This window comes from Mycobacterium sp. IDR2000157661 (genome assembly GCF_022317005.1).
Classification (GTDB): domain Bacteria; phylum Actinomycetota; class Actinomycetes; order Mycobacteriales; family Mycobacteriaceae; genus Mycobacterium.
Window position 1 is genome coordinate 848,471 of sequence record NZ_CP081006.1, and the last position, 20,465, is coordinate 868,935.

Sequence of the window (20,465 nt, forward strand, 5' to 3'; positions counted from 1 at the left end):
TGACCACGTGGCGTCGACCTTGAAGGAGCTCAAGCAGTGGCCGCCTGAGATCGCCGACCTGGCTCAGTCAGCGCGTGATGCCGCCGAAAACCACACCGACTCCGTTGACTTCTATCGCTCGTTGATTGCCGTGTCGACCTGGGAGGGGGAAGGTGCCCAGGCGGCCAGGTTCGCGATGGCGGCCGCGGCCGGTGACCATGAGGGCGCGGCAGACAATCTCGGCACAGCGGCGAACCGGATGGAACTCGTCCATCAGGACGCCGAGAACCTCGCCGGAACAATCAAGGACATCCTCGACGACGCCGCCGCCCACCCGGCGATCCGGGTAAACGAGTCGACCAATCAGGTGATTCCGCCCGACACGAGTCACATGACACAGGAATACGCCGCACAGGTGACCGCCAAGGTCTCCGATCTCCGGGAGCGCATTGGGGCCGCGCTCGCCGACGGTGAGCGGATCGACGCCGAACTGGCGGGTGCGATAACCTCCGCCGGCGGTCGCGCCGGGCCGGCGGTGAAGACGGCGGCTTCGTTGGACGATCTGCTGCTCCCGGAGGACGGCGGTCGACGTAGCGACGCCGACCGCGGCGAGCCTCACCCCGCACCGGACGGTCTCGACAATGCCCTCGATCAACTTGCCGGAGGATCCGGCGAGGGAACCGCTTTTCCCAAGCCCGGCGAAGCCGCCGATGGCCCGGCCGCCGGGCCGGTCCCGCTTAGTCCAGCGAAGGTCGAACAGTTCAGAGATCTTGCCCGACAGACGATGCTGCGCCAAGGGGTGCCGCCAGATCAGGCGGAGCAGCGACTCGACGCGATGGTCGCCGCAGCGCAGAAGCCTCTCAGCGGGCAGAAGCCGCCCGAGCGCGCACCGATGCCGTCGCCGGGCTTTTCAAATGGCTTCGCGGATGGCTGGTTCAACGCCGAAGAGAACATCAAGGACCTCGTCGGGGCGAACGGGTGGGAAGAGCTGAAACGGGCCTGGGCCGACATGGCCGAAGGCAGCTGGGAACGAATCACCAACCCGATCGACACCTGGAGCGCGGAGGCCGAGCACTTGTTGACCCACCCCGAGCATTTCCTGGGTGAGCTCGCCGGCGAAACCTCCCTCACAGCGCCGGCCGCCATGTTCGGCGGTGAAGCCGCGCTGGGGCTACGGGGGGCCGGAGCGGCCATCCCCGACGACGTCATCGATATGCCAAGTCAGACAGGCACAGTCGAGCAGTCGACTCCGACTCCGGTCGGTGGCACCTTCGGCGGCCAATTTCCTGATGTGCCAGCGGCTGCACCACTCGCAGTCGAATCTCCGCTTTTCGACGGCTACGACCCGACACCCCCGGGTCCGGAGTTCACCAACCCCGACGGCAGTCTCATCTACCCGGATGCGAACCTGCCGAGTAAGCCATATGCGGTGCCGGGCACGATTAACCCCGACGCTGACTTACCCGCTGGCACCGTAGTGGACCGATTCGGCAGCCCGGGTGGTGCGTGGCTGTCAACTGACGGAACGCCCTTTGCCGAACGGGCGCTACCCCCAGACAGCACCTTGAAGCCCTATCATCGGTACGTCGTCAACGATCCCGCTCTGCTCCCATCCGGATACCACATCGAGCAGTCCCAGGTTGCACCCTGGTTCCATCAACCAGGTGGTGGTACCCAGTATCGGATTATCGGGCCCGACGGACGCGACGCTCCGGTGCAAGATCTACTTGACTCGCAGTTCTTCAGGAAAGCCGGTGGATAGTGGTCGATTTCTCTCGCTTGTCGAACGACTGGATCATGTGGTCGAACATGAGCCAGTTAGCGAACGCATTAGTGTCTACCGATTGCGACGGCGCACAGATCTGCTTCAAGTCTGAGGACGGATCCTTCTACCTCAGACAAGAGGCCGGTCGATGGATACTCGATCAAGTCGACGAACGTGGCCAACGACACGACGACGCGGCCAGCTTCTCGTCTTTCGAACTGGCCGAGAAGTACCTCATCTGGAACTGGGCGTCCGTAGCACGCAGCGCAATCGGCGCGCCGGGACTCGGACGTGCGCTGCACGCACTCGGCTTCAATCCCGAAGTCCGAGTAGACCAGCTACGAGAAGGCATCTATAGACTGACTTCTCCGTTCGGCGACGCGGTTGTGATGGGAGTGCCGGCGACGATTTTCAGCCACCTGATGTCGAAATCTGTGGACGACATCGAGCAGATGGTTCGTCAGGATCTGAAGTAGCGAGTTCTTCATGCCAAAGGGATTAGGCCACGTTCACCGAGACGCCACGCCGAAACGCAGCGGCCTGACGGCAAGGTCTACTACTCCACCCCGTTCGGCGACACCAGAGACGGCAAACAGAAGCTGTTCCTGCTTGAACGCGAAAGCGTTCGGTGCATGACGGTCGTTGCGGGCTGGTGATCCTGGGCCCGCATTCATTCGGCGACTTGCACGCGTCGCTCGGACCTCGACGCCTATCATCGCGTCGTGACCGCAGGAAATGAGGCGTCCTCCGAATCCCTCGCCGAAGCTCTGTCGAAAGCGGGCATTCCCATCGAGAATCACGCATTCATCATGGACGTCACAACCGCGATCGGCATCGCGGGGTACCGCACGATGCGGAACTCCCGCAAGACGTATATCGTCGCCAAGCGACGCGACGGTAAACCAGATCTGCATATCTACTGGGGATTCACGAACGGCTTCGAAGAGGAGGAGCTCAAGCGGATCGCCAATGGCGCAACTCGAAAGCGAAGCTCTCGGCGAGGAACGTGGTATGTCGAGCACCCACTCACGAAAGTGCATTCCGGCGGCGAACGCTCACGAAGCACACGCCGGGAAGCCGGCTTCTGTGACTGCGGTATGCAGCTGTCATTGACTGGTGCATGTGCGAACTGCGACTAGACGTCAGTCTCGCGGATCTGAATCGGTGAGCGAACCGCGCGTCGTCTTTACGGCGGCGTCGGAATATTCAGCCGCCGCGCCAGATCCGGTCCGCCGACCTCGCGGATGAAGGCGGGATCTCCGCACACGACGAGTCGGTCGCGCGCACGAGACAACCCGACGTAGAGCCGTTCGCGGGAGCGCTCGAACTGGCTCGAGTCGTTGACCACCAGCACCACCGCGCGCCGTTCGAGACCCTTGAAGCCGAGCACGTGGCCGTAGAACACCTGGTCGGTGTCCCAGAAGGTGTCCCAGTACGCCTTGTGCCCTTCCTTCTGCCGCTCGGCCTGCTCGGGATGCCGACTGCCGGTGGTCAACAACGCGAGATCCTCAGGCCGCCAACCCTCTTCGAGCAGCGCCTCGATCTGATCGTCACCGACGTTCATCGCGTCCTGGCGGCTGCAGGCGACGAACTCGACGGCCGGGCCCTCCCCGCCCAGGAACCGCATCGGGTGGTCGACGAGTGGCTGAAAGGCGTTGGCGATCTGGCGGGTGTTGCGCAGGTTGTGGTCGAGGATCAGCGGCACCAGCGGTACCGGCGGGGAGCCGTACCGGTTGAACACGCGCTGCCCCTCGTCGGTGAACACGTACAGGCCACCCTCGTCGGGATCCTTAAGCGCGATCAGCAGCGGTTCCCACCAGGAGTCGGCGAAGTCCTGCGCCTCGTCGACGACGATGGAGTCGAATCGGTTTCCGGGTTCGAGTTGTGTTGCCAGCTCGGCCATTTGCAGCGGAAGGTCTTGCTCCCAGAACTTGACGGTCTCTTCGGTGCGCAGCGACTCGTCGGGTCCCTCGGGCGCGCCCCACTGCACACCGAGGGCATGGAACTCGCCGACGTAGCCCGGCTGCTGGCGCCGTGGCCAGGTGGCGCAGATGCGCTCCAGATACGACGCGAGGCCGTGCGAGTAGCAGACGAGGGCCACGCGCTGACCGCGCTGGGCCAGGCGCCGGGCCTGCTCCATCGCCAGGAACGTCTTGCCGCTGCCCGCGCCGCCGCGAACCTCGATGCGGTTGAGCAGCCGGGTGGCGTCCAGGATGACGGCCTGGTGCTCGGTGAGCGCATCGGCGGCGTCCTCGTTGGCCAGGGCCCGGGCGACGACGTCACGTTGCGGCAGTCCGCGACCGCTGAGCGCGGTGATGATCTGGTCGATGCCGTCCTTGGCGAGCAGCGGCCGGTCGAGCTCCTGGCGGAGCAGAACGTAGCGCAGCTTGTCGGCGAGCTTGGGCAGGTCGGTGCGGTCGACGACCTTCCAGCGCGGGCAGTCGGGCAGCCCGAAGTCGGCGGGCAGTTCGGTGTTGGGCAGCACCACGATGTGGTCCCAGCGCAGCCGGGGCTGCGTCCAGCGGGGGTCGTTCTCGATGTAGTCGCGCAGGGCGTAGCAGGCTTCGCGGGCCTGACGGACCGGATGAATTGTGTGCTGATGCCCCCCGCGTTTCTGGCGCCAGTGCTCGCCGTCGTGCCAGACCTCGCCGCCCTTGACCTCCAGGCACGCGATGCCTGCGCCCTCGATCGCGACGACGAAGTCGACCTCGTGGTCCTTGAGGTGGTCGGTGACGCGCTGGCCGGCGATGACGAGGTCGTTGGGCTGAAGCTGCTCGAGCAGCGCCTGGTAGACGCGGCGCTCGGCGCGGTTGGCCAGCCGCGGGGTGTCGGTGGGCGTGATCGTCATCGGCGCGCTGTGCTCTCGAACCGCGACGACATGTCCAACCCCTCCCCGTGAGTGTTGTTGCCGATGGTAGCGACCGGCCCCGACAAGCCCGGTTGGTGTCCGGTCAGGATTTCGTCACGGTTGGCGACCCAGCGCGGTCAGTACGGTGGCGACATGAAGTACCTGCAGATAACCGGACTGGGATCGGTCAGTCGAATCGGCCTGGGCACGTGGCAGTTCGGTTCGCCGGAGTGGGGGTACGGCAGCAGCTACGCCGCCGGACCGGCTCGCGAGATCGTGACCCGGGCCCGCGATCTGGGTGTCACCTTGTTCGACACCGCCGAGATCTACGGCTACGGCAGGAGCGAGCGCATCCTGGCCGAGGCGCTCGGCGACGGGCGCGGCGATGTGTTGTTGGCCAGCAAGGTGTTCGCGATCGCCCCGTTTCCGCCGGTCGTCAGGCATCGCGCGGCGGCCAGTGCCAAGCGGTTACAGCTGAACTGCATTCCGCTGTACCAGATCCATCAACCCAACCCGCTGGTCCCCGATTCGGTGATCATGCCGGCAATGCGTGAGCTGCTCGACAGCGGACGCATCGGCGCGGCGGGGGTGTCGAACTACTCGCTGGAGCGATGGCGCAAGGCCGACGAGGCGCTCGGCCGGCCGGTGATCAGCAACCAGGTGCACTTCTCGCTGGCCCACCCTCAGCCGCTGGAGCGCCTGGTGCCGTTCGCCGAGCGGGAGAACCGCATGGTGATCGCCTACAGCCCGCTGGCGCAGGGTTTGCTAGGCGGGAAGTACGGCGTCGACAACCGCCCCAGCGGCGTGCGTCGATACAACCCGCTGTTCGGCACCGAGAACCTCCACCGGGTGGAGCCGCTGTTGACCACGCTGCGCGACGTGGCCGCCGAGGTCGGCGCGAAGCCGGCGCAGGTTGCGCTGGCGTGGTTGGTGAGCCTGCCCGGGGTGGTCGCCATTCCCGGGGCCTCCAGCGTCGAGCAACTCGAATTCAACGTCGCCGCCGCCGAGATCGAGCTGAGCGCCGAGTCACAGGACGCGCTGACCGCCGCGGCGCGGGCCTTTCGGCCGGTGTCATTTCGCCGCAGCTTCGCCGACACCGTCCGCGAGAAGATCGGCCGCCGCTGACCAAGCAAAGTTGACGTCACGCCGTCGGGGGCGGCGATGGCCTCGCGAACCAGGGCAAACTCCCCGTTCTTCGCACGCGGTAATTGTCGTCGGCGTAATGTCACGTCGCCACACCCGCACGCGGCGAGGAGCGCCCGATGGCTTACGCCCGACATGTTGCCCGGTTCGGCGCGTTGGCGGTCACCCTCTCGGTCGGGGCCGCGCTCGCCACCATGCCCGCAGTGGCGATCGCAGAGCCGACGGACTCCGGCTCGTCGTCGCCGTCCAATCCGGGGCCGGGCGGTGCTGGTGCGCCGGCCGGCGAGGCCGACGGCGCGAAGGAGTCGGCTCCGGGGCCGAACGCGCCACCGGACTCCACGAAGTTCTCCGAGGCCGACGCCGACGTCGACGCCGTCGACACCGCCGCCGAGGAGGCCGGGGAGGAGAGCGCCTTCGGCGGCGATGAGAACGAGCTTGCCGCCGCCACGCTTGGGGACGAGAACGTCGTCCCCGCCGCGGGTGAGGCGGGCACGTTGCCGGTGAACCAGGAAGGTGCCGACCCGCCCGTCACCGGTGACGACTCGAGCATCGCCGAGTCCGACGGGCAACCGGTGGGCCATCGCGCACGAACCTTCAGCCAGCCTGACGCCTTCGCCGATGTCCAGTCGACGGACGGCACCGAGAAGCCCTCTCCGACAACGCAATCTACAGAACTCCTGCGCACCGGCACCGCGGCGGAGGAGCCTGCACTGCACACCGTGGCGTTGGCGGCCCCGCTTGCGACGTCCAGCACGCGCACGCCGCCCGTGGCGGTGGTCACGCCGCCGCGGCCGACCTTCGCGGACATCCTCGAGGAGCCCCACACCTTCCTCGTCAATGTGACCGCGCACCTGGTGAACTCCGTGCTGCAGGCGCTGCTGGCGCCGCTGGGTCCGGGTTCCCCCGCGCAGTCGCCGGTGCTGTGGGCGTTGCTGGCGTACGTGCGCGACGAGTTCCGGCGCATCCTGCTCCCGCACACCTCGCCGACGCCGGCGAGTCCCACCCTGCTGCAGGCGCCCAACCTTCTGGTCAACCCGGGCGCCGAAATCGGTGACCCGTCTCTGTCGGGCTACAGCGCCGTGACCGTCCCGGGCTGGACACTCGCCGGCACTCCGACGGTCATCGAGTACGACACCCCACGCCGGTTCCCGGTGCCCACGCCATCGCCTGGGCCGGTGCTGCCGAACCTGCTGGCGTTTCCCGGGCACGGCGGGGCCATCCCGATTCCTCCCGACAGTGGGCGGCAGTTCTTCGGCGGTGGGCCGGTGGCGGATTCCGCCCTGAGACAGCACGTCGACCTCAGCGCCGCCGCCGACGCGATCGACAACCGTTCGGGAGGAGTGCAATACGAGCTGAGTGGTGACCTCGGCGGCTTCCTGATCGACCCGTCCCGCGCCAAGGTCACCGTGACATTCCTCAACCAAAACGGCGTCGCCTTAGGCACCGGATCGCTGAAGCCGGTCACGGCGTGGGACCGCCTGTTCGCGACCGGGCTGCTGCACCGCCGCACCGTCGGGACGATCCCGGTCGGAACCCGCGCGGCTCAAGTGGTGGTGTCGTTCGATGACCGCAACCCCGTTCTGGGCAACTACAACAACGCCTACGCCGACAACCTGTCGTTCAAGGTCGACGCTGACGGCCTGTCCGCGGCGCCGCTGATACGGCCGGATTCGACTGTGGGACAACTCGATCACGTCTTCATGGTGTACTTGGAGAACAAGGGGGTGTCTCAGATCGTCGGCAGCCCGAACGCCCCCTACCTGAACCTTCTGATCGACAACTACGGATATGCGTCGAACTACTACGGCCTCACCCACCCGAGCGATCCGAACTACTATCCGATCATCGGCGGGTCGGACTTCGGCATCAACTACAACTGTCCGTCGAACTGCTTCCCGGCCGGGACGCCGACCCTGGTGCAGCGCCTCGACGAGGTGGGCAAGACGTGGGCCGGCTACGCGGAGGGTGGCGGCGGCTACAGCACGCCGACCGACCGGCTGCCCTTCCTCGCCTTCAGCGACATCTACAACGATCCCCAACTCGTCGCGACACACCTCTTCGACATCTCGCAGCTCCAGCAGGGCCTCGCCGATCCCACCACCGCCCCGAATTTCGTGTGGTTCGCCGCCGACGACGCCACGAACATGGAAGGCCCCACCGACTTTCCGATCGGGATCCTACGGTGGGTGCTGGGCTTCTTGAGCCCTGCCCATCAGTACAACGTCAAGGCTGGCGACGATTGGCTCCAAGGTCCGCTGACCACCATCTTCAACTCGCCGACGTGGCAGGATCCGGCCAGAAGGAGCGCCATCTTCATCACGTTCGACGAGGACTACAACAACCTGTCGACCGGTGTGGGCAACGAAGGCAACCACATCGTCACGATCGTCATCCCGTCGGCGGGGGCCGTAGCGGATGGGATGCGCAGCGGCTCGTTCGTCGCTGATGACCACTACAACCACTACAGTCTGCTGCGCACCATCGAGGATTCGCTCGGACTGGCCCCAGTGACCAACAATGACCGATACGCCGTTCCCATGAACGGATTCTGGGAGGTGAAGGCCGCGTAGGCCTTCGAGCCGGGGCTAATTCGTCAGCAGACCCTGCTCGATCAGCCAGTCTCGCGCCACGATCGCGGGGTCGGCGCCGTCGTTGTCCACCTTGGCGTTGAGCGCCAGCATCGTCTCGTTGGTGAGCAGCGGATTGAGTTGGGCGAAGATCTCCGCCAGCTCCGGATGGGCGGTCAGCAGGTCGGTGTTGACCACCTCGGTGAGGTTGTAGAGCGGGAAGAACTGCCGGTCGTCCTCGAGCACCCGCAGGTCCAGTGCGGGGATCCGGCCGTCGGTGGTGAACACCTCACCGAAGTTGCATTCGCCGTTGGCGGTCGCGGTGTAGATCACGCCCGTGTCCAGGGTGGTGACGCGGCCGATGGCGTCTCTACTCAACCCGTAGGCCTCCAGCATCGGGATGAAACCGTCGTTGCGGCTGGCGAATTCGCTTTCCACACAGAACGTGAGCTCCTCCTTGGGCAGCCGCTGAAGATCGGAGAGCTTGGTGACGCCGAGTCGTTCGGCCTCGCTCTCGCGGATCGCGAAGGCGTAGGTGTTGTTCATCGGCGCCGGCGGCAGCCACGTCAGGCCGTTGGCTTGGTCTGCTTCGTTGACGGCCTTCCACTGCTCCACCGGGTTCTTGATCGGCTCCTCGTTGCCGAGGTAGTTGATCCACCCGGTGCCGGTGTACTCCGGCGACACGTTCGCCTCGCCGCTGAGCATGGCCTGGCGCACACCGAAGCTGCCGGGTGTGTTGGTCTGGTTCGTGACGTCCGCGCCCGCCGTCGCCAGGATGATCGAGAGCATGTTCCCCAGGATCAGCTGCTCGGTGAAATCCTTTGCTGCGACGGTGATCTCGACACCCTCCAGGGAGTCGTAGTGCTTGATGGTTCCGGGGTTGGCTTCCAGCACCGCTCCGCTGGCCGAGCGCAACCCACAGCCGGCGACGAGTACCAGGCACATCAGCAGCACGCCGCCCAGGCGAGCCGTGCGCGCGCCCATCACAGCCCCTTCGGCGCGGCGACGAGTTCGACGATGCGGGCCAGCCAGTCGATGAACAGCGCTAGTGCGGCAACGAGAATGGCGCCCACGATCAGCGTCGACGTCTGATTCAGCTTGATGCCGGTGGTGATCAGCTGGCCCAGCCCGCCCGCGCCGGTGAACGACGCCAGCGCGGCCGTGCCGACGATGAGGACCAGCGCGGTGCGGACCCCGGCGACGATGACCCGCAACGCCAGCGGCAGCTCCACCCGCAGCAGGGTCGCCCACGCCGACATGCCCATCCCCCGGGACGCCTCCACCAGGCGAGGGTCCACGCCGTCCAACCCGATGACGGTGTTGGCGATGATCGGCAGCGCTCCATATACGGTCAACGCGACAATCGCCCCGGTGCTGCCGATCCCGAAAAGCACTGCGCCCAGCGCGATCAGGCCGATCGCCGGGGCCGCCTGCCCGAACCCGGCGACGGTGATGATCGGCTTGGAGAAGCGTCGCATTCCGCCGCGGGTCAGCATGATGCCCAGCGGGATCGCGACCGCACATGTCAGCAGCGTCGCGGCCAGGCTGACGACCATGTGCTGGCGAAGCAGGGTCAGGAGTTGATCGACGCTGAGGGACCGCTTCTCGGACTCGGAGATGTCGGCGACTCGCACGTAGATCAGCGACGCGACCACCGCCGCGACGCAGACCAGGGGTTGCACCGTCCACCGCGCAAGCGTCATCCGCCGTTGGCCCCCGGAGCGGGTCGGCTCCTGCGGCCCGGTGTCGACGTCCGGTAAGACAGCCGTCACGGGGCCGACTCCGATTTCGCGGGGCCGCGCAACTCCGCCATCGCGTCCATGATCGTCTCGATACTGATCACGCCTTGGTAGGCGTCGCGGCGCCCGGTCACCACCACCACACCGTGGGATGAGGTGAGCATGTCGTCGAGCGCATCGTTGAGTGTCGATGCGAGAGTGACTTTCTCGAGGTTCTCGTTGCGGGTCACCGTCGTCAGCGAATTCGGGTCGGCGAGGTCTTCGAGTGCGATCCAGCGCAGCGGCCGGTCATGGGCGTCGAGCACGATCACGTGCTCGCGGTCCATCGCGCGGGCGGTGCGGGCCGCCTCGGCCGGGTCGTCACCGACATGCGCGACCGCGGCCTCGTGCAGTTCGACGTCGCGGACGCGGGTCAGCGTAAGTTGCTTCAACGCGGCCCCGGCGCCGACGAATCCGCACACGAAGTCGTTGGCGGGGTTGCGCAGGATCTCCTCGGGCGTGTCGTACTGCACGATCTGCGAGCCTTGCTGCAGGATGGCGATCCGGTCGCCGAGCTTGACCGCTTCGTCGAAGTCGTGGGTGACGAACACGATCGTCTTGTGCAATTCGTCTTGCAGCCGCAGCAATTCGTCCTGCAGGCGCTGACGGGTGATCGGGTCGACCGCCCCGAAGGGCTCGTCCATCAGCAGCACCGGCGGGTCGGCGGCCAGCGCCCGGGCCACCCCGATGCGCTGCTGCTGGCCGCCGGAGAGCTCCCGCGGATAGCGGTTGCGATACTGTGCCGGTTCGAGATTGACCAACTCGAGCAGTTCGTCGATCCGTGCGTCGATCCGCTTCTTGTCCCACTTCATCAGCCGCGGAACGATCGCGATGTTGTCGCCGACGGTCAGATGCGGAAACAGCCCGGCGCCCTGGATGACATAGCCGATGCGGCGCCGCAGCAGGTCCGGGTTGCCGTGGGTGACGTCGTCGTCGCCGATCAGGATCCGCCCGCTGGTCGGCTCGATGAGGCGGTTGATCATCTTCATGGTGGTGGTCTTGCCGCAACCGGAGGGCCCGACGAGCATCACGATCTCGCCGGCCGGGATCTCCATCGTGATGTCGTCCACCGCTGGTGCGGATTTCGGGTCGTAGCGCTTGCTGACGCCGTCCAGCAGGATGCGGGCGCCGCCGGTGCGCGTCTCGGCGTCGTCTGTGGCCGAAGCGATTGTCGCCGAATCAGACACGGATCCCCCTTGGGGTGGTGAGGCGAGTGAGGACGTTGAGGACGGTGTCGAGGATGACCGCCAGGATCAGGATTCCGACGGTGCCCGCGACGACGGAGTTGGTGGCGTTGGCGCCGCCGTAGCGGGAGATCCCGGAGAAGATGTAGCCGCCGAGACCGGGACCGAGCGCGAACGCGGCGATCGCGGCGATGCCCATCAGCATCTGCGCCGACACCCGCACGCCGGTCATGATCACCGGCCAGGCGAGCGGCAGTTCGAGCTTGAGCAGCGTGGCAGGCCGGCTCATACCCATGCCGCGCGCCGACTCGATGAGGGTCTTGTCGACGCCGGTCAACCCGACCAGGACGTTGCGCAGGATCGGGAAGAACCCGAAGAACACCAGCATGATCACCGACGGCCACACGCCGATCCCGACGATGCCGACCAGCACCCCGAGCAGCGCATAGGACGGGATGGTCAGGCCGACGGAGGTCAGCGCGTTGCCCGCGGCCATGCCCCACGGCGAGCGATAGATCAGCACGCCAACGAGGAGGGCGAACACCGTCGCCAGGGCGAGGGTCTGCACGACCAGGCTCATGTGCTGGTAGGCGAGGAAGATCAGGACGGACGAACGCTCCCGGACGAACTCGAAGAAGCCGATCAAGTCCCGCCGCGCCCTCCGAGTCCACCGGCCGCGGGGGCCACGTTGACCCGCGCCGGTGTATCGACACTAGCGAAGCTCACAGTGGCGTCACGCCGGGTTGACCATGTTGTTATCTGGCGAGAGAAATTCACCAGGCATGTCGTCACCTGCCGCTGCTTCGCCCCGCGGCGTAGACCAGAGCACCGGCCGGCGTTATTCGCTGGGTCAGGCCGCGACAACCTCGACCAGGTTCTCCAAGCCGACGAAGTCTGAGACGTTGCGGGTGTAGAGCCGCGCCGAATGAGCATGTGCGGTGGCTGCAATCAATAGGTCCATAGAGCGCGCACGGGGTCGGCGACATTCGGGATCCGTGGGGCTGACGCGTGAGAGCGATTCTGGACACCAGCGTCGTCATCGCCACCGATGTCCCTCCGCTCGACGGCGAGGTGGCCGGCCAGTTCCTCACGGTCGGCGCGCCACGCCGGGTCGGCGAGCCCGGCAAACGGTTGGCGCGTCGCGGATTTGTCGGTGGCCGGGTCTACCGTCGACACCGAAGCGCTCATCAAGGGGGGATCATGCGCTTACATAGGGTATTTGCAGGTGTGCTCGCGGTGTGCGGGGCGGTGGCGTTGTCGGGTCCGGCGCGTGCCGACCAGTACGACTTCATCGCGCAGCTCGACAACATGGGGGTGTACTACTCCTCGGTCGTCGACATGATCGACATCGGCAAGGAGCTGTGTCACGACCTGCGGTTCGGGGCGCCGCCGCCGGCCGTGCTGGGCAAGCTGCAGCGGTCCGGGTTCGCGCCCGCCGAGGCGGCGATCGTCCTGCTGTCGGCGGTGAACACCATGTGTCTGGACGCCAAGCCGGCCGTCGTCGAGTGGGCAAGCGGCATCGGCTACACCCAGCCGCTGTAGGGGTCTTGGGCGGTCGCGATGGCAAGTCGTAATTCGGACTCCGGCGGGATGGCGGGTTTCTTCGGGGTGCTGATCCTGATCTGGGTCGTCATCACCTATTGGTGGGTCATCGTCGGGGTGGGGGTGGCGGTCGGGCTGTTCTTCGGGGTGCGTGCGCTCATTCGCCGCGAGGAGGAACGCCGGCTGGCCGCGGCCCGCGAAGCCGAGATCCTGGCGCACCGCGCCGACCGGCAGCACCGATGGGCGAGCCGCGGCGACCGCAGGGGCATCTACGGCGTCGAAGGAGCCGAGTTGATGCGCTCTGTCTCGCCCGAGCCGGCACCGCCGGATGCGGCGGCGGACGACGACGGTCCCGTCGCCGAGATCGTCTACTGCGCTGAGGATCTCGACTTGCTGCTGGCGGAGAAGGCAACGGCGTGGCCGTGGGCGGCGTTCGTATCGGTGCTCGTACAACGTCTCGCCGAGGTGCGGCCGCGTCTGCGCGACCTCGACCTGCGCTACACCCCGTTTTGCCGGATGCACATGCGAAACGGTCATGAGGTGGCGGTCTTCGTCGAGATGTGCATGGACGAGCATTACGAGATCGCCGCCCAGCTGGAGACGTTCATGGGGTCACCGGCTTTCAGGGGCATGTGCGGCGACAACAGCAACGAGAGCACGGCTGACGCCTACGGCATCGTGCACGTCGCCAACCGACTGATGGACTTCCACGAGCGGTTCCTCGAGCTGGCCGAACGGTGCCGCGACGTCGATGTGCCCTCGGCGTACCGCGGACTGCTGAGCGACTGCTCGCAGCTGATGCGTATCCCCATCGACGGATACCGGGCCTTCATCGACGAGATGGTCGACACTGTCGGCGAGTTGCCCGAGCTACTGCGTTACGCGCCAGGCGATCTCGACCTCGGCTCGGTCCCGCTCGAGATCATCGCCGAGGATGCTCTCATCGACCGAATCGCGAAGCAGGTGCGCGCCGCCAGGAGATCCTAACGCCCGGGCGGGAGTTCGCGGCGCCCGCGGTGGCCGGGCAATTCACGGGTGCCGCTGCCGGTCAGCGTCCGGCGCTCGGACCCCGTCACTGCCGCGTGGTCGGCACCGGCACCGAGTCGGTCGTAGCTGTGGTCGCGATCAGCGGGTTCGACGGTCGGCGCGTCCGTAGCGCATTCCGCTGCAATGTCCTCGCCCTCTTCGATGTGCGTGGTCACCTTGCGGCTGCGTCGCATCGAGAAGTGGATCTCTTCGGTTTCCTCGAAGACCTGCCGCGCACCACGCAGCGGCTTGGTGGTGGCGTCGACGGCGTTGACGATGACCGGCGGCACCAGCGGACGGATCCAGCGCGCGGCGGCGCGGGTGACATCCGGAATGGTCGGGATCAGCGGCCGCCCCGCATCGCTGGCGGGTTGCACCGACCGGGCGTCGTCAGCGCGCGCAGGGACATTCGGTGAGGTGGTCACATCGACATCCTCCTCGGAAGCGGGCGCCTCGGCCGCCGGCAGTTCGGCCGTGACGAAGCTCGCCCTTTCGGCCTCGGCGGCGATGGGCAGGTACACGTCCTCGGGCTCGCTGATGCGTTCCGAGCGGGTGGGCATCGGCGGCTCGATCGCCTCCATCACCCGGCGGCGCTGCTGCTCGCGGTCGATCTGGAGTTGCGCCTCGACGGCCAGGCGGGCGCTGGCCAGTTGCTGTTCGGCCCACATGTTGTCGATGGCGGCGCGCACCTCGGCCCGCTTCACCGCGACCGCCGTGTCGGCCTGTAGTTCGGCGCGGTCCCGCTCGACGTCGGCGGCGATGCCGCGATCCTGGGACGTCTCGCCGCGCCACAACCGAAGGATCAGCGGCAGCAGGCTCAGCAGGACGAAGAACGCGTCGACGAGCAGCCGCAGCGCCAGCGCCCCCGGATTGGCCAGCGTGTGGTCGTTCATGGCGACCCATCGCGCACCCAGCCCGCGATCCGCGGCGACCGTCGCGGTCTGCCGGGCCTGCGCCAGCGCCTGCTCCGCGTCGGCAATCCGGGCATCGAGCATGGGGCCCTGACGGTCGCGCTCGGCCAGTGCGGCGTCGAGCGCCGCTTGCGCGTCGGCGAGGTAATCGTTCGCCGTCCGATTCTCCGGCCCGGCGCCGGGCACACCGGTGATGAACGTCTGCGGGCAGTCGGGCCGGGGGTTGAACTCGCAGCGGGCCACCACCAGGGCTTCCTGGCGGCGTCGCACGGCCTGTTCGACGGCCTCGTCGAGGTCACCCCGCGCTGCCCGAGTGCGGTCCAGGTCGGCAGCGGCCTGCGCGACCGCGGGGATGGATTCGGCGGTGCGCGCCGCCCCCTCCTCGAGCCTGCGGTCGATCGACCCGGAGAACAGGACGACGGCGGCAAATTCGCCGACCACCAGCCCCACGGCGACGGCGACGGCCGCCCGGCCTGCTGCGGCCCTCCCCTGGATCGCGCCGGAGGCGATCGCGCGGCTCAGCGCACCAACCAGCAACCCGAACGCCGAGGTCGCCACGACAACCGCGGCCAACGGCCACGATGTCGACTGAGCCAGCGCGGCGGCCGCTACCAGCCACGCCAGCACGGCCGCGACCAGCACCACCACACCAGCGCTGACCAGGGTGGACCGCTCGTGGCGAGCACCGGGCTCACGCCGCTCGCCGCCGCCGAGCCAGACGAGTGCCGAGGTCAGCGGTGAAGGGGCAGCATCGGGCTCAGGATTCCTGTGGGCGCCCATGGAAACTCCAACCATCTCCGGGGTGTGACCAGGCGTGATAGGGCGCCGACCGACGTCCTTGTCGGTGGTGTGGGCCCATTGACCCCCCGCGGGTCGCACCATCACGCCGATGCGAATGCTCGATCTTCTCACAGACACCCGGGCCCGTGCCTAATCCGGGGAACGATTCGAGTGCCTTCACGTCGGTATGAGAATCGCGACGTCGTCATGAAGATGGGCCAATCCAGCGTCGAGCGTCGCCAACTGTCCGTTGTTTGTTCTGGTGAGCTGAGCGAGATACGCGTCGGTTACTTGACGGTGCCCGACGATTCCCTTCACCTTCACACTTGCGAATGAAATGGCATCCGGCCAAAAGGTATGCCGCTCAGACGCTTCCAATGCACGGACCACATCGCGCGCGGACGCGGCAGATTGCCCCGAACGCACGAGGAAGCGAACCAGACTTCCCTGAGTCACCGGACATGTGGCGAAGTCGATAGTCGATGCGGCCAGCCACTCCGTGGACGCGTCGTGATGGACGTGCTCGGCCACCACCAGTGCGATGAGCACGTTCGCATCGAGAAGCACCGTCACTCCTCGTCCTCCAACGACCGCACGTCTTCGGACGTCACTGCGGTTCCGACGCTGACGAGCGGCAGTCCCGTCCTGGGATCGGTGGAGATCGGCGCGGATACGTCCGACCCGAGTCCGCGCCTGATGAGGTCGGCGACGGTCTCGCTCAGCGACCGGCGGGTGTCGCGGGCGATGGCGAGCGCTTGTTTGTGCAGGTCGTCGGGGAGATCGATGGTGGTGCGCATAGCTCAGGCTACATCAGTGCATCATGATGCAGTGATGCCAATTGCTGGCTCACGCTTCCAAGCCAATACCATCGGAAAAGCTATGACCGAGATTGCATTCACGGCTGTGCCGACCGCCGATTCGTCGCCCCCTGGCCGTATCTCCGCCGAGGCGCGCCGCCGCAGGACCTTCGCCGTCATCAGCCATCCCGACGCCGGTAAGTCGACGTTGACCGAGGCGCTGGCGTTGCACGCCCGGGTTATCACCGAAGCGGGCGCGGTGCACGGCAAAGCGGGCCGCCGCGCGACGGTGTCCGACTGGATGGAGATGGAGAAGGCCAGGGGCATCTCGATCACGTCGACGGCGCTGCAGTTCCCGTACCGCGACTGCGTCATCAACCTGCTCGACACCCCCGGCCACGCCGACTTCTCCGAGGACACCTACCGGGTGCTGACGGCCGTCGACTGCGCCGTGATGCTCATCGATGCGGCTAAAGGCCTTGAGCCGCAGACGCTGAAGCTGTTCCAGGTGTGCAAGCACCGCGGGATTCCGATCATCACGGTGATCAACAAGTGGGACCGGCCCGGCCGACACGCGCTGGAACTGATGGACGAGATCCAGTCCCGGATCGGTTTGCGCCCAACGCCGTTGACGTGGCCGGTCGGCATCGCCGGCGATTTCAAGGGAGTGCTCGACCGGCGGACCGGGAAGTTCATCCGGTTCACCCGCACCGCGGGCGGTGCCACCGCGGCTCCCGAAGAGCACATCGCGGCGGCCGACGCGCACGACGCCGCCGGCGATGACTGGGACGTCGCCGTCGAGGAGTCCGAACTGCTGTCCGCCGACGGCTCGGACTACGACCGTGAACAGTTCCTCGGCGGGGTGGCCTCACCGGTGTTGTTCACCTCGGCGGCGTTGAACTTCGGCGTGAACCAGCTTCTGGATGTGCTCGTCGAGTTGGCGCCGGCGCCAAGCGGAGCGGTGGACGTCGACGGGGCCCGGCGTGCGGTCGAATCACCGTTCAGTGCCTTCGTTTTCAAGGTGCAGGCGGGGATGGATTCCGCGCACCGCGATCGGATCGCCTATGCGCGGGTCGTGTCGGGCACGTTCGAGCGCGGGGAGGTTCTCACCCACGCCGCCACCGGGAAGCCGTTCGTCACCAAGTACGCGCAGTCGGTGTTCGGTCAGCAGCGCACCACGCTGGACACCGCGTGGCCGGGCGATGTGATCGGGCTGGCCAACGCGGCCGCGCTGCGTCCGGGCGACACGCTGTATCGCGATGTGGCGGTGCAGTATCCGCCGATCCCGAGTTTCTCCCCCGAGCATTTCGCGGTGGCACGCGGTACCGATCCGAGCAAGCACAAGCAGTTCCGACGCGGCATCGAGCAGCTCGAGCAGGAGGGCGTCGTGCAGGTGCTGCGCTCGGACCGGCGCGGCGACCAGGCGCCGGTGCTCGCCGCGGTCGGGCCGATGCAGTTCGAGGTGGCCACCCACCGGATGGCAGCCGAGTTCAGCGCGCCAATTGCGTTGGAGTCGCTGCCGTATCAGGTCGCGCGGATCGTCGACCCGGCCGACGCCGGATTCATGGACAGGCAGGTGTCCGCGGAGGTGCTGACCCGCAGCGACGGCGTCATGCTGGTGCTGTTCTCCACGCCGTGGCGGCTGGAGGGTTTTCAGCGCGACAATCCCGACGTCAAGCTCGGGTCGTTGGTGGCGGCGTAGGACTCGCGGAGTCGCCCAGGGTTCGGTGTCAGACGTGGATTATCGCGAGACCGCCGACGCCCTCCAGGGCATAGAAGTCGCTGTCCTGCGTGACGACCGGCAGGTGCTTGGCGGCTGCGATGGCAGCGATCCACAGATCGTTGACTCTGGCCCGTCGCCCCGCCTCCGCCAAGCGGACACGTAGCAGCGCCCAAAGTCGGGCCGCCTCTTCGTCGATCGGCAACGCGGTCATATCAGCGGTCATGCGGCCTCCCCGGGGTCGTAAAGGCCTTCGGGCGGCGGCGACTGCGGTGAGCCTGAATCGCGTAAACGGATCATCCCTTGGTCGCTATTGTCGACCGCCGAGGTTCCCTTCAGAATCCGCCGATATCGGTCTGCGCGAAATCGTCGCCTTTGAACAGCAGAGGCTGGTTGCTGACCTTGGCCAGAGCGTAGGAGAAGCAATCGCCGTAGTTGAGGGCTGCGCGGTGCCGGCCTTTGCCATACGTACGGTAAGCGACCCGAGCGACCTCGACTTGGCCGGCGTCAACCGCCACCAGCTCGACCGCGGCCCGATGCAGCCAAAGATCCAATTCACGCCCACCAGGCTCGCCGAATCGTGTTTCGATCACGATCGCCGTCTCCAGATACGATGCCGTCGACATCAACCGGGTGCCGTCCGCTTCGACAGCGGCCTCGAACACGTCGGCCTCCGGTTCGTCGCTCAGCATGGCTACGAGCGCCGACGTGTCGATGACCATTACGCGGGCAGACCGCGGTCATCGTAGCCGAGGATCTCATCGGCGGATCGGTTGTCGACGACCGGCAAGGCTGCGCATCGACGACGTATCGCGGCCAGCTCCTCGCGCAGCGGAATACTTCTCGTGCGCCCCGTCTCGCGGGCCAGCCGTTCGCGCAATGCGACCAAGACTGCTTCGGTCAGGCTCTCTCCCGTGCGAGCCGATAATTCTCGGGCGAGCCTGTCCGCCTCTGGGTCCTTGATACTCAGCGCCATGTCGAGATTATATACAAACATCCGGAATCTAGACTTCACGGCCACCGCAAGGCCTCATCGACGCTCTGCACACGCAACGTCGATGACTTCCGAGGGTCAAACAAAATCCTGCCGATTATCGACGTCTGAACCGCCGCAATCCATCGCGCTGGAGTGTTCAGGAGATCGCCGCGCCGAGTTCGGCGTAGACGGCGGCCTCGAAGCCGAGGATGGTCTCGACCATCTTGGAGTCGAAGAACGGCAGCAGCTGGGTGGCGATCACCGCGCCGATGCCCGCCTTGCGGTCGATCCAGAAGAAGCTGTTGAACAGCCCCGACCAGTCGGCCGAGCCGGCGCTGCGCATGCCGGGCAGATCGACCAGGTACAGGTGAAAGCCCAGGCCCCAGCCCTGCGGCACGTCGAGCAGCTCGACCGGGTTGGCCAGCTCGGGGACCATCGGCTCCATCGACTTCGGCAGCGGCGCCCCGTCGAGGTGGTCGCGCAGCGCCAGCTCAACGGTCTCCTCTTTGAGGATGCGGGCGCCGTCGAGCTCGCCGCCGTTGAGCCAGGCGCGCACGAAGCGCCCGTAGTCGGCGATCGTCCCGTAGGACCCGTGGCCGGCGGCGTCCCACTCGGACTCGGCGGGCAGGTCGAGGTCCGTCGCGACCAGGCTGCCGTCCGGCGCCCGGAAGCGGACGGGCAGCAGCCGTGCGCGCTGCTCGTCGCTGGGGGTGAACGTCGAGTCCGTCATGCCCAGCGGCTCGTAGACGTGCTCGGCGAGGTAGTCGGCGAGCGTCTGGCCGCTGACGGCCTCGACGACCATGCCGACCCAGTCGGTGCTGACGCCGTACTCCCACACCGTGCCGGGATCGTGCACCAGCGGCGCGCTGAGGCTCTGCTTGCGGCCCTCGAGCGGGTTGGGGAAGTCCTTCTCGGTGCAGTAGGTGAAGAGCTTTTCGTTGAGGAAGTGGTAGCCACAGCCGGCCGTGTGGTTCATCAGCTGCCGGATGGTGGCCTGCGTGCTGGGTGGCCGCAGGACCGGTTCGCCGTCCTCGAAGCCGTCGAGCACCTGGAGCTCGCCGAACTCGGGCACGACCGACGCGACGGTCGCGTCGAGCTGCAAGCGGCCCTGCTCGACGAGCTGCAGCGCGGCGGTGCTGGCGACGGCCTTGGTCATCGACGCGTTGCGGAACATGGTGTCGGGCTTGGCCTCTCCGGCTGCGCCCTGGTACAGGACGCCGTCGCGGCCGACCACGGTGGCGGCGACCCCGTGCAGCGACCCGTCGGCGGTCACCCCGTTCAGCAGATCGTCGATTCGCTCGAATCCCATCTCCAGCTCCTTTGCTTTCGGGGATATGGAGCCATCATCGCATGGGGCGCGGCGGCGACTCCTTCTCTTGTGCGATGACTCTGCGTCCATGGCGCAAAATCGGCGAGGTGACCGCCGTGAGCGCAGTCTCAGTCGGCGCG

At 66.9% G+C, this 20,465-nt stretch carries 19 protein-coding genes and 1 pseudogene; 8 read left to right on the forward strand and 12 right to left on the reverse strand.

Annotated features, from left to right (window positions below):
- The first annotated feature begins 7 nt into the window (after window positions 1–7).
- The 3 genes from K3G64_RS04935 to K3G64_RS04945 all read left to right on the forward strand — a co-directional run bounded on the left by K3G64_RS04935 (window position 8) and on the right by K3G64_RS04945 (window position 2,883).
- Window positions 8–1,741, forward strand: coding sequence for a TNT domain-containing protein (locus tag K3G64_RS04935; protein WP_238889397.1), 1,734 nt, complete (start codon window positions 8–10; stop codon window positions 1,739–1,741).
- Between the two features lie 35 nt (window positions 1,742–1,776).
- Window positions 1,777–2,220 (forward strand): hypothetical protein, encoded by a 444-nt coding sequence (locus K3G64_RS04940; protein ID WP_238889398.1) that lies wholly within the window; start codon window positions 1,777–1,779, stop codon window positions 2,218–2,220.
- Window positions 2,221–2,466: 246 nt separating this feature from the next.
- The gene (locus K3G64_RS04945) at window positions 2,467–2,883 is read left to right on the forward strand and encodes a hypothetical protein (RefSeq protein WP_238889399.1); all 417 of its coding nucleotides are present in this window, start codon (window positions 2,467–2,469) and stop codon (window positions 2,881–2,883) included.
- 47 nt (window positions 2,884–2,930) lie between these two features.
- Here the strand turns inward: K3G64_RS04945 and K3G64_RS04950 are convergent, their stop codons facing one another.
- Window positions 2,931–4,592: an NERD domain-containing protein gene (locus K3G64_RS04950; RefSeq protein ID WP_238889400.1), complete on the reverse strand. Its 1,662-nt coding sequence runs from the start codon at window positions 4,590–4,592 to the stop codon at window positions 2,931–2,933.
- Between the two features lie 153 nt (window positions 4,593–4,745).
- On the opposite strand from K3G64_RS04950, the gene K3G64_RS04955 reads away from it, so the two are divergent.
- Both K3G64_RS04955 and K3G64_RS04960 read left to right on the forward strand, forming a co-directional pair.
- Window positions 4,746–5,717 (forward strand): aldo/keto reductase, encoded by a 972-nt coding sequence (locus K3G64_RS04955; protein ID WP_238889402.1) that lies wholly within the window; start codon window positions 4,746–4,748, stop codon window positions 5,715–5,717.
- Between the two features lie 137 nt (window positions 5,718–5,854).
- Window positions 5,855–8,305, forward strand: coding sequence for an alkaline phosphatase family protein (locus K3G64_RS04960; RefSeq protein WP_238889404.1), 2,451 nt, complete (start codon window positions 5,855–5,857; stop codon window positions 8,303–8,305).
- A gap of 15 nt (window positions 8,306–8,320) precedes the next feature.
- Here K3G64_RS04960 and K3G64_RS04965 read toward each other — a convergent pair whose 3' ends face one another.
- The 4 genes from K3G64_RS04965 to K3G64_RS04980 all read right to left on the reverse strand — a co-directional run bounded on the left by K3G64_RS04965 (window position 8,321) and on the right by K3G64_RS04980 (window position 11,907).
- Window positions 8,321–9,256 (reverse strand): glycine betaine ABC transporter substrate-binding protein, encoded by a 936-nt coding sequence (locus tag K3G64_RS04965; protein WP_238950412.1) that lies wholly within the window; start codon window positions 9,254–9,256, stop codon window positions 8,321–8,323.
- A gap of 29 nt (window positions 9,257–9,285) precedes the next feature.
- Window positions 9,286–10,005, reverse strand: a complete 720-nt coding sequence (locus K3G64_RS04970) for an ABC transporter permease (RefSeq protein ID WP_238950413.1) — start codon at window positions 10,003–10,005, stop codon at window positions 9,286–9,288.
- A 65-nt stretch (window positions 10,006–10,070) separates the two neighbouring features.
- Window positions 10,071–11,249, reverse strand: a complete 1,179-nt coding sequence (locus tag K3G64_RS04975) for an ABC transporter ATP-binding protein (RefSeq protein WP_238950414.1) — start codon at window positions 11,247–11,249, stop codon at window positions 10,071–10,073.
- Between the two features lie 10 nt (window positions 11,250–11,259).
- A complete protein-coding gene (locus tag K3G64_RS04980; RefSeq protein ID WP_238950415.1) occupies window positions 11,260–11,907 on the reverse strand; it encodes an ABC transporter permease in 648 nt (215 codons plus the stop codon).
- 365 nt (window positions 11,908–12,272) lie between these two features.
- Here K3G64_RS04980 and K3G64_RS04985 point away from each other — a divergent pair, with 365 nt between their 5' ends.
- Complete coding sequence (locus tag K3G64_RS04985) at window positions 12,273–12,806, forward strand: DUF732 domain-containing protein (RefSeq protein ID WP_238889405.1); 534 nt, start codon at window positions 12,273–12,275, stop codon at window positions 12,804–12,806.
- 18 nt (window positions 12,807–12,824) lie between these two features.
- On the forward strand, window positions 12,825–13,793 hold the full coding sequence (locus K3G64_RS04990; protein WP_238889407.1) for a hypothetical protein: 969 nt from the start codon (window positions 12,825–12,827) through the stop codon (window positions 13,791–13,793).
- On the opposite strand, the gene K3G64_RS04995 is transcribed toward K3G64_RS04990, so the two are convergent.
- The 3 genes from K3G64_RS04995 to K3G64_RS05005 form a co-directional block, all read right to left on the reverse strand.
- Window positions 13,790–15,523: a DUF4407 domain-containing protein gene (locus tag K3G64_RS04995; RefSeq protein WP_238889408.1), complete on the reverse strand. Its 1,734-nt coding sequence runs from the start codon at window positions 15,521–15,523 to the stop codon at window positions 13,790–13,792. The two genes, K3G64_RS04990 and K3G64_RS04995, sit on opposite strands and share 4 nt — an antisense overlap.
- 177 nt (window positions 15,524–15,700) lie before the next feature.
- Window positions 15,701–16,096 (reverse strand): TA system VapC family ribonuclease toxin, encoded by a 396-nt coding sequence (locus tag K3G64_RS05000; protein WP_238889409.1) that lies wholly within the window; start codon window positions 16,094–16,096, stop codon window positions 15,701–15,703.
- The gene (locus K3G64_RS05005) at window positions 16,093–16,320 is read right to left on the reverse strand and encodes an antitoxin (protein ID WP_238889410.1); all 228 of its coding nucleotides are present in this window, start codon (window positions 16,318–16,320) and stop codon (window positions 16,093–16,095) included. The genes K3G64_RS05000 and K3G64_RS05005 overlap by 4 nt, the downstream gene beginning before the upstream one ends.
- Before the next feature lie 82 nt (window positions 16,321–16,402).
- Between K3G64_RS05005 and K3G64_RS05010 the strand changes: the two genes are divergently transcribed.
- Window positions 16,403–18,022 carry a peptide chain release factor 3 gene (locus K3G64_RS05010; protein WP_238889411.1) on the forward strand — a complete coding sequence of 540 codons (1,620 nt, stop codon included), beginning with the start codon at window positions 16,403–16,405 and terminating at the stop codon, window positions 18,020–18,022.
- Window positions 18,023–18,050: 28 nt separating this feature from the next.
- On the opposite strand, the pseudogene K3G64_RS05015 reads toward K3G64_RS05010, so the two are convergent.
- The 4 genes and pseudogenes from K3G64_RS05015 to K3G64_RS05030 form a co-directional block, all read right to left on the reverse strand.
- Window positions 18,051–18,260: pseudogene (locus K3G64_RS05015) on the reverse strand (PIN domain-containing protein); the annotation flags it as partial.
- A gap of 115 nt (window positions 18,261–18,375) precedes the next feature.
- A complete protein-coding gene (locus tag K3G64_RS05020; protein WP_238889412.1) occupies window positions 18,376–18,762 on the reverse strand; it encodes a type II toxin-antitoxin system VapC family toxin in 387 nt (128 codons plus the stop codon).
- Complete coding sequence (locus tag K3G64_RS05025; RefSeq protein WP_238889413.1) at window positions 18,762–19,016, reverse strand: type II toxin-antitoxin system VapB family antitoxin; 255 nt, start codon at window positions 19,014–19,016, stop codon at window positions 18,762–18,764. The genes K3G64_RS05020 and K3G64_RS05025 overlap by 1 nt, the downstream gene beginning before the upstream one ends.
- Window positions 19,017–19,173: 157 nt before the next feature.
- On the reverse strand, window positions 19,174–20,325 hold the full coding sequence (locus tag K3G64_RS05030; RefSeq protein ID WP_238889414.1) for a serine hydrolase domain-containing protein: 1,152 nt from the start codon (window positions 20,323–20,325) through the stop codon (window positions 19,174–19,176).
- Window positions 20,326–20,465 lie beyond the last annotated feature (140 nt).

Bases quoted from the DNA above. Each gene is read 5' to 3' on its own strand.
- K3G64_RS04940 (WP_238889398.1), top strand. From the start codon at position 1,777: ATGTGGTCGAACATGAGCCAGTTAGCGAACGCATTAGTGTCTACCGAT.
- K3G64_RS04950 (WP_238889400.1), bottom strand. From the start codon at position 4,592: ATGACGATCACGCCCACCGACACCCCGCGGCTGGCCAACCGCGCCGAG.
- K3G64_RS04955 (WP_238889402.1), top strand. From the start codon at position 4,746: ATGAAGTACCTGCAGATAACCGGACTGGGATCGGTCAGTCGAATCGGC.
- K3G64_RS04960 (WP_238889404.1), top strand. From the start codon at position 5,855: ATGGCTTACGCCCGACATGTTGCCCGGTTCGGCGCGTTGGCGGTCACC.
- K3G64_RS04970 (WP_238950413.1), bottom strand. From the start codon at position 10,005: ATGACGCTTGCGCGGTGGACGGTGCAACCCCTGGTCTGCGTCGCGGCG.
- K3G64_RS04990 (WP_238889407.1), top strand. From the start codon at position 12,825: ATGGCAAGTCGTAATTCGGACTCCGGCGGGATGGCGGGTTTCTTCGGG.
- K3G64_RS04995 (WP_238889408.1), bottom strand. From the start codon at position 15,523: ATGGGCGCCCACAGGAATCCTGAGCCCGATGCTGCCCCTTCACCGCTG.
- K3G64_RS05005 (WP_238889410.1), bottom strand. From the start codon at position 16,320: ATGCGCACCACCATCGATCTCCCCGACGACCTGCACAAACAAGCGCTC.
- K3G64_RS05010 (WP_238889411.1), top strand. From the start codon at position 16,403: ATGACCGAGATTGCATTCACGGCTGTGCCGACCGCCGATTCGTCGCCC.
- K3G64_RS05020 (WP_238889412.1), bottom strand. From the start codon at position 18,762: ATGGTCATCGACACGTCGGCGCTCGTAGCCATGCTGAGCGACGAACCG.
- K3G64_RS05025 (WP_238889413.1), bottom strand. From the start codon at position 19,016: ATGGCGCTGAGTATCAAGGACCCAGAGGCGGACAGGCTCGCCCGAGAA.
- K3G64_RS05030 (WP_238889414.1), bottom strand. From the start codon at position 20,325: ATGGGATTCGAGCGAATCGACGATCTGCTGAACGGGGTGACCGCCGAC.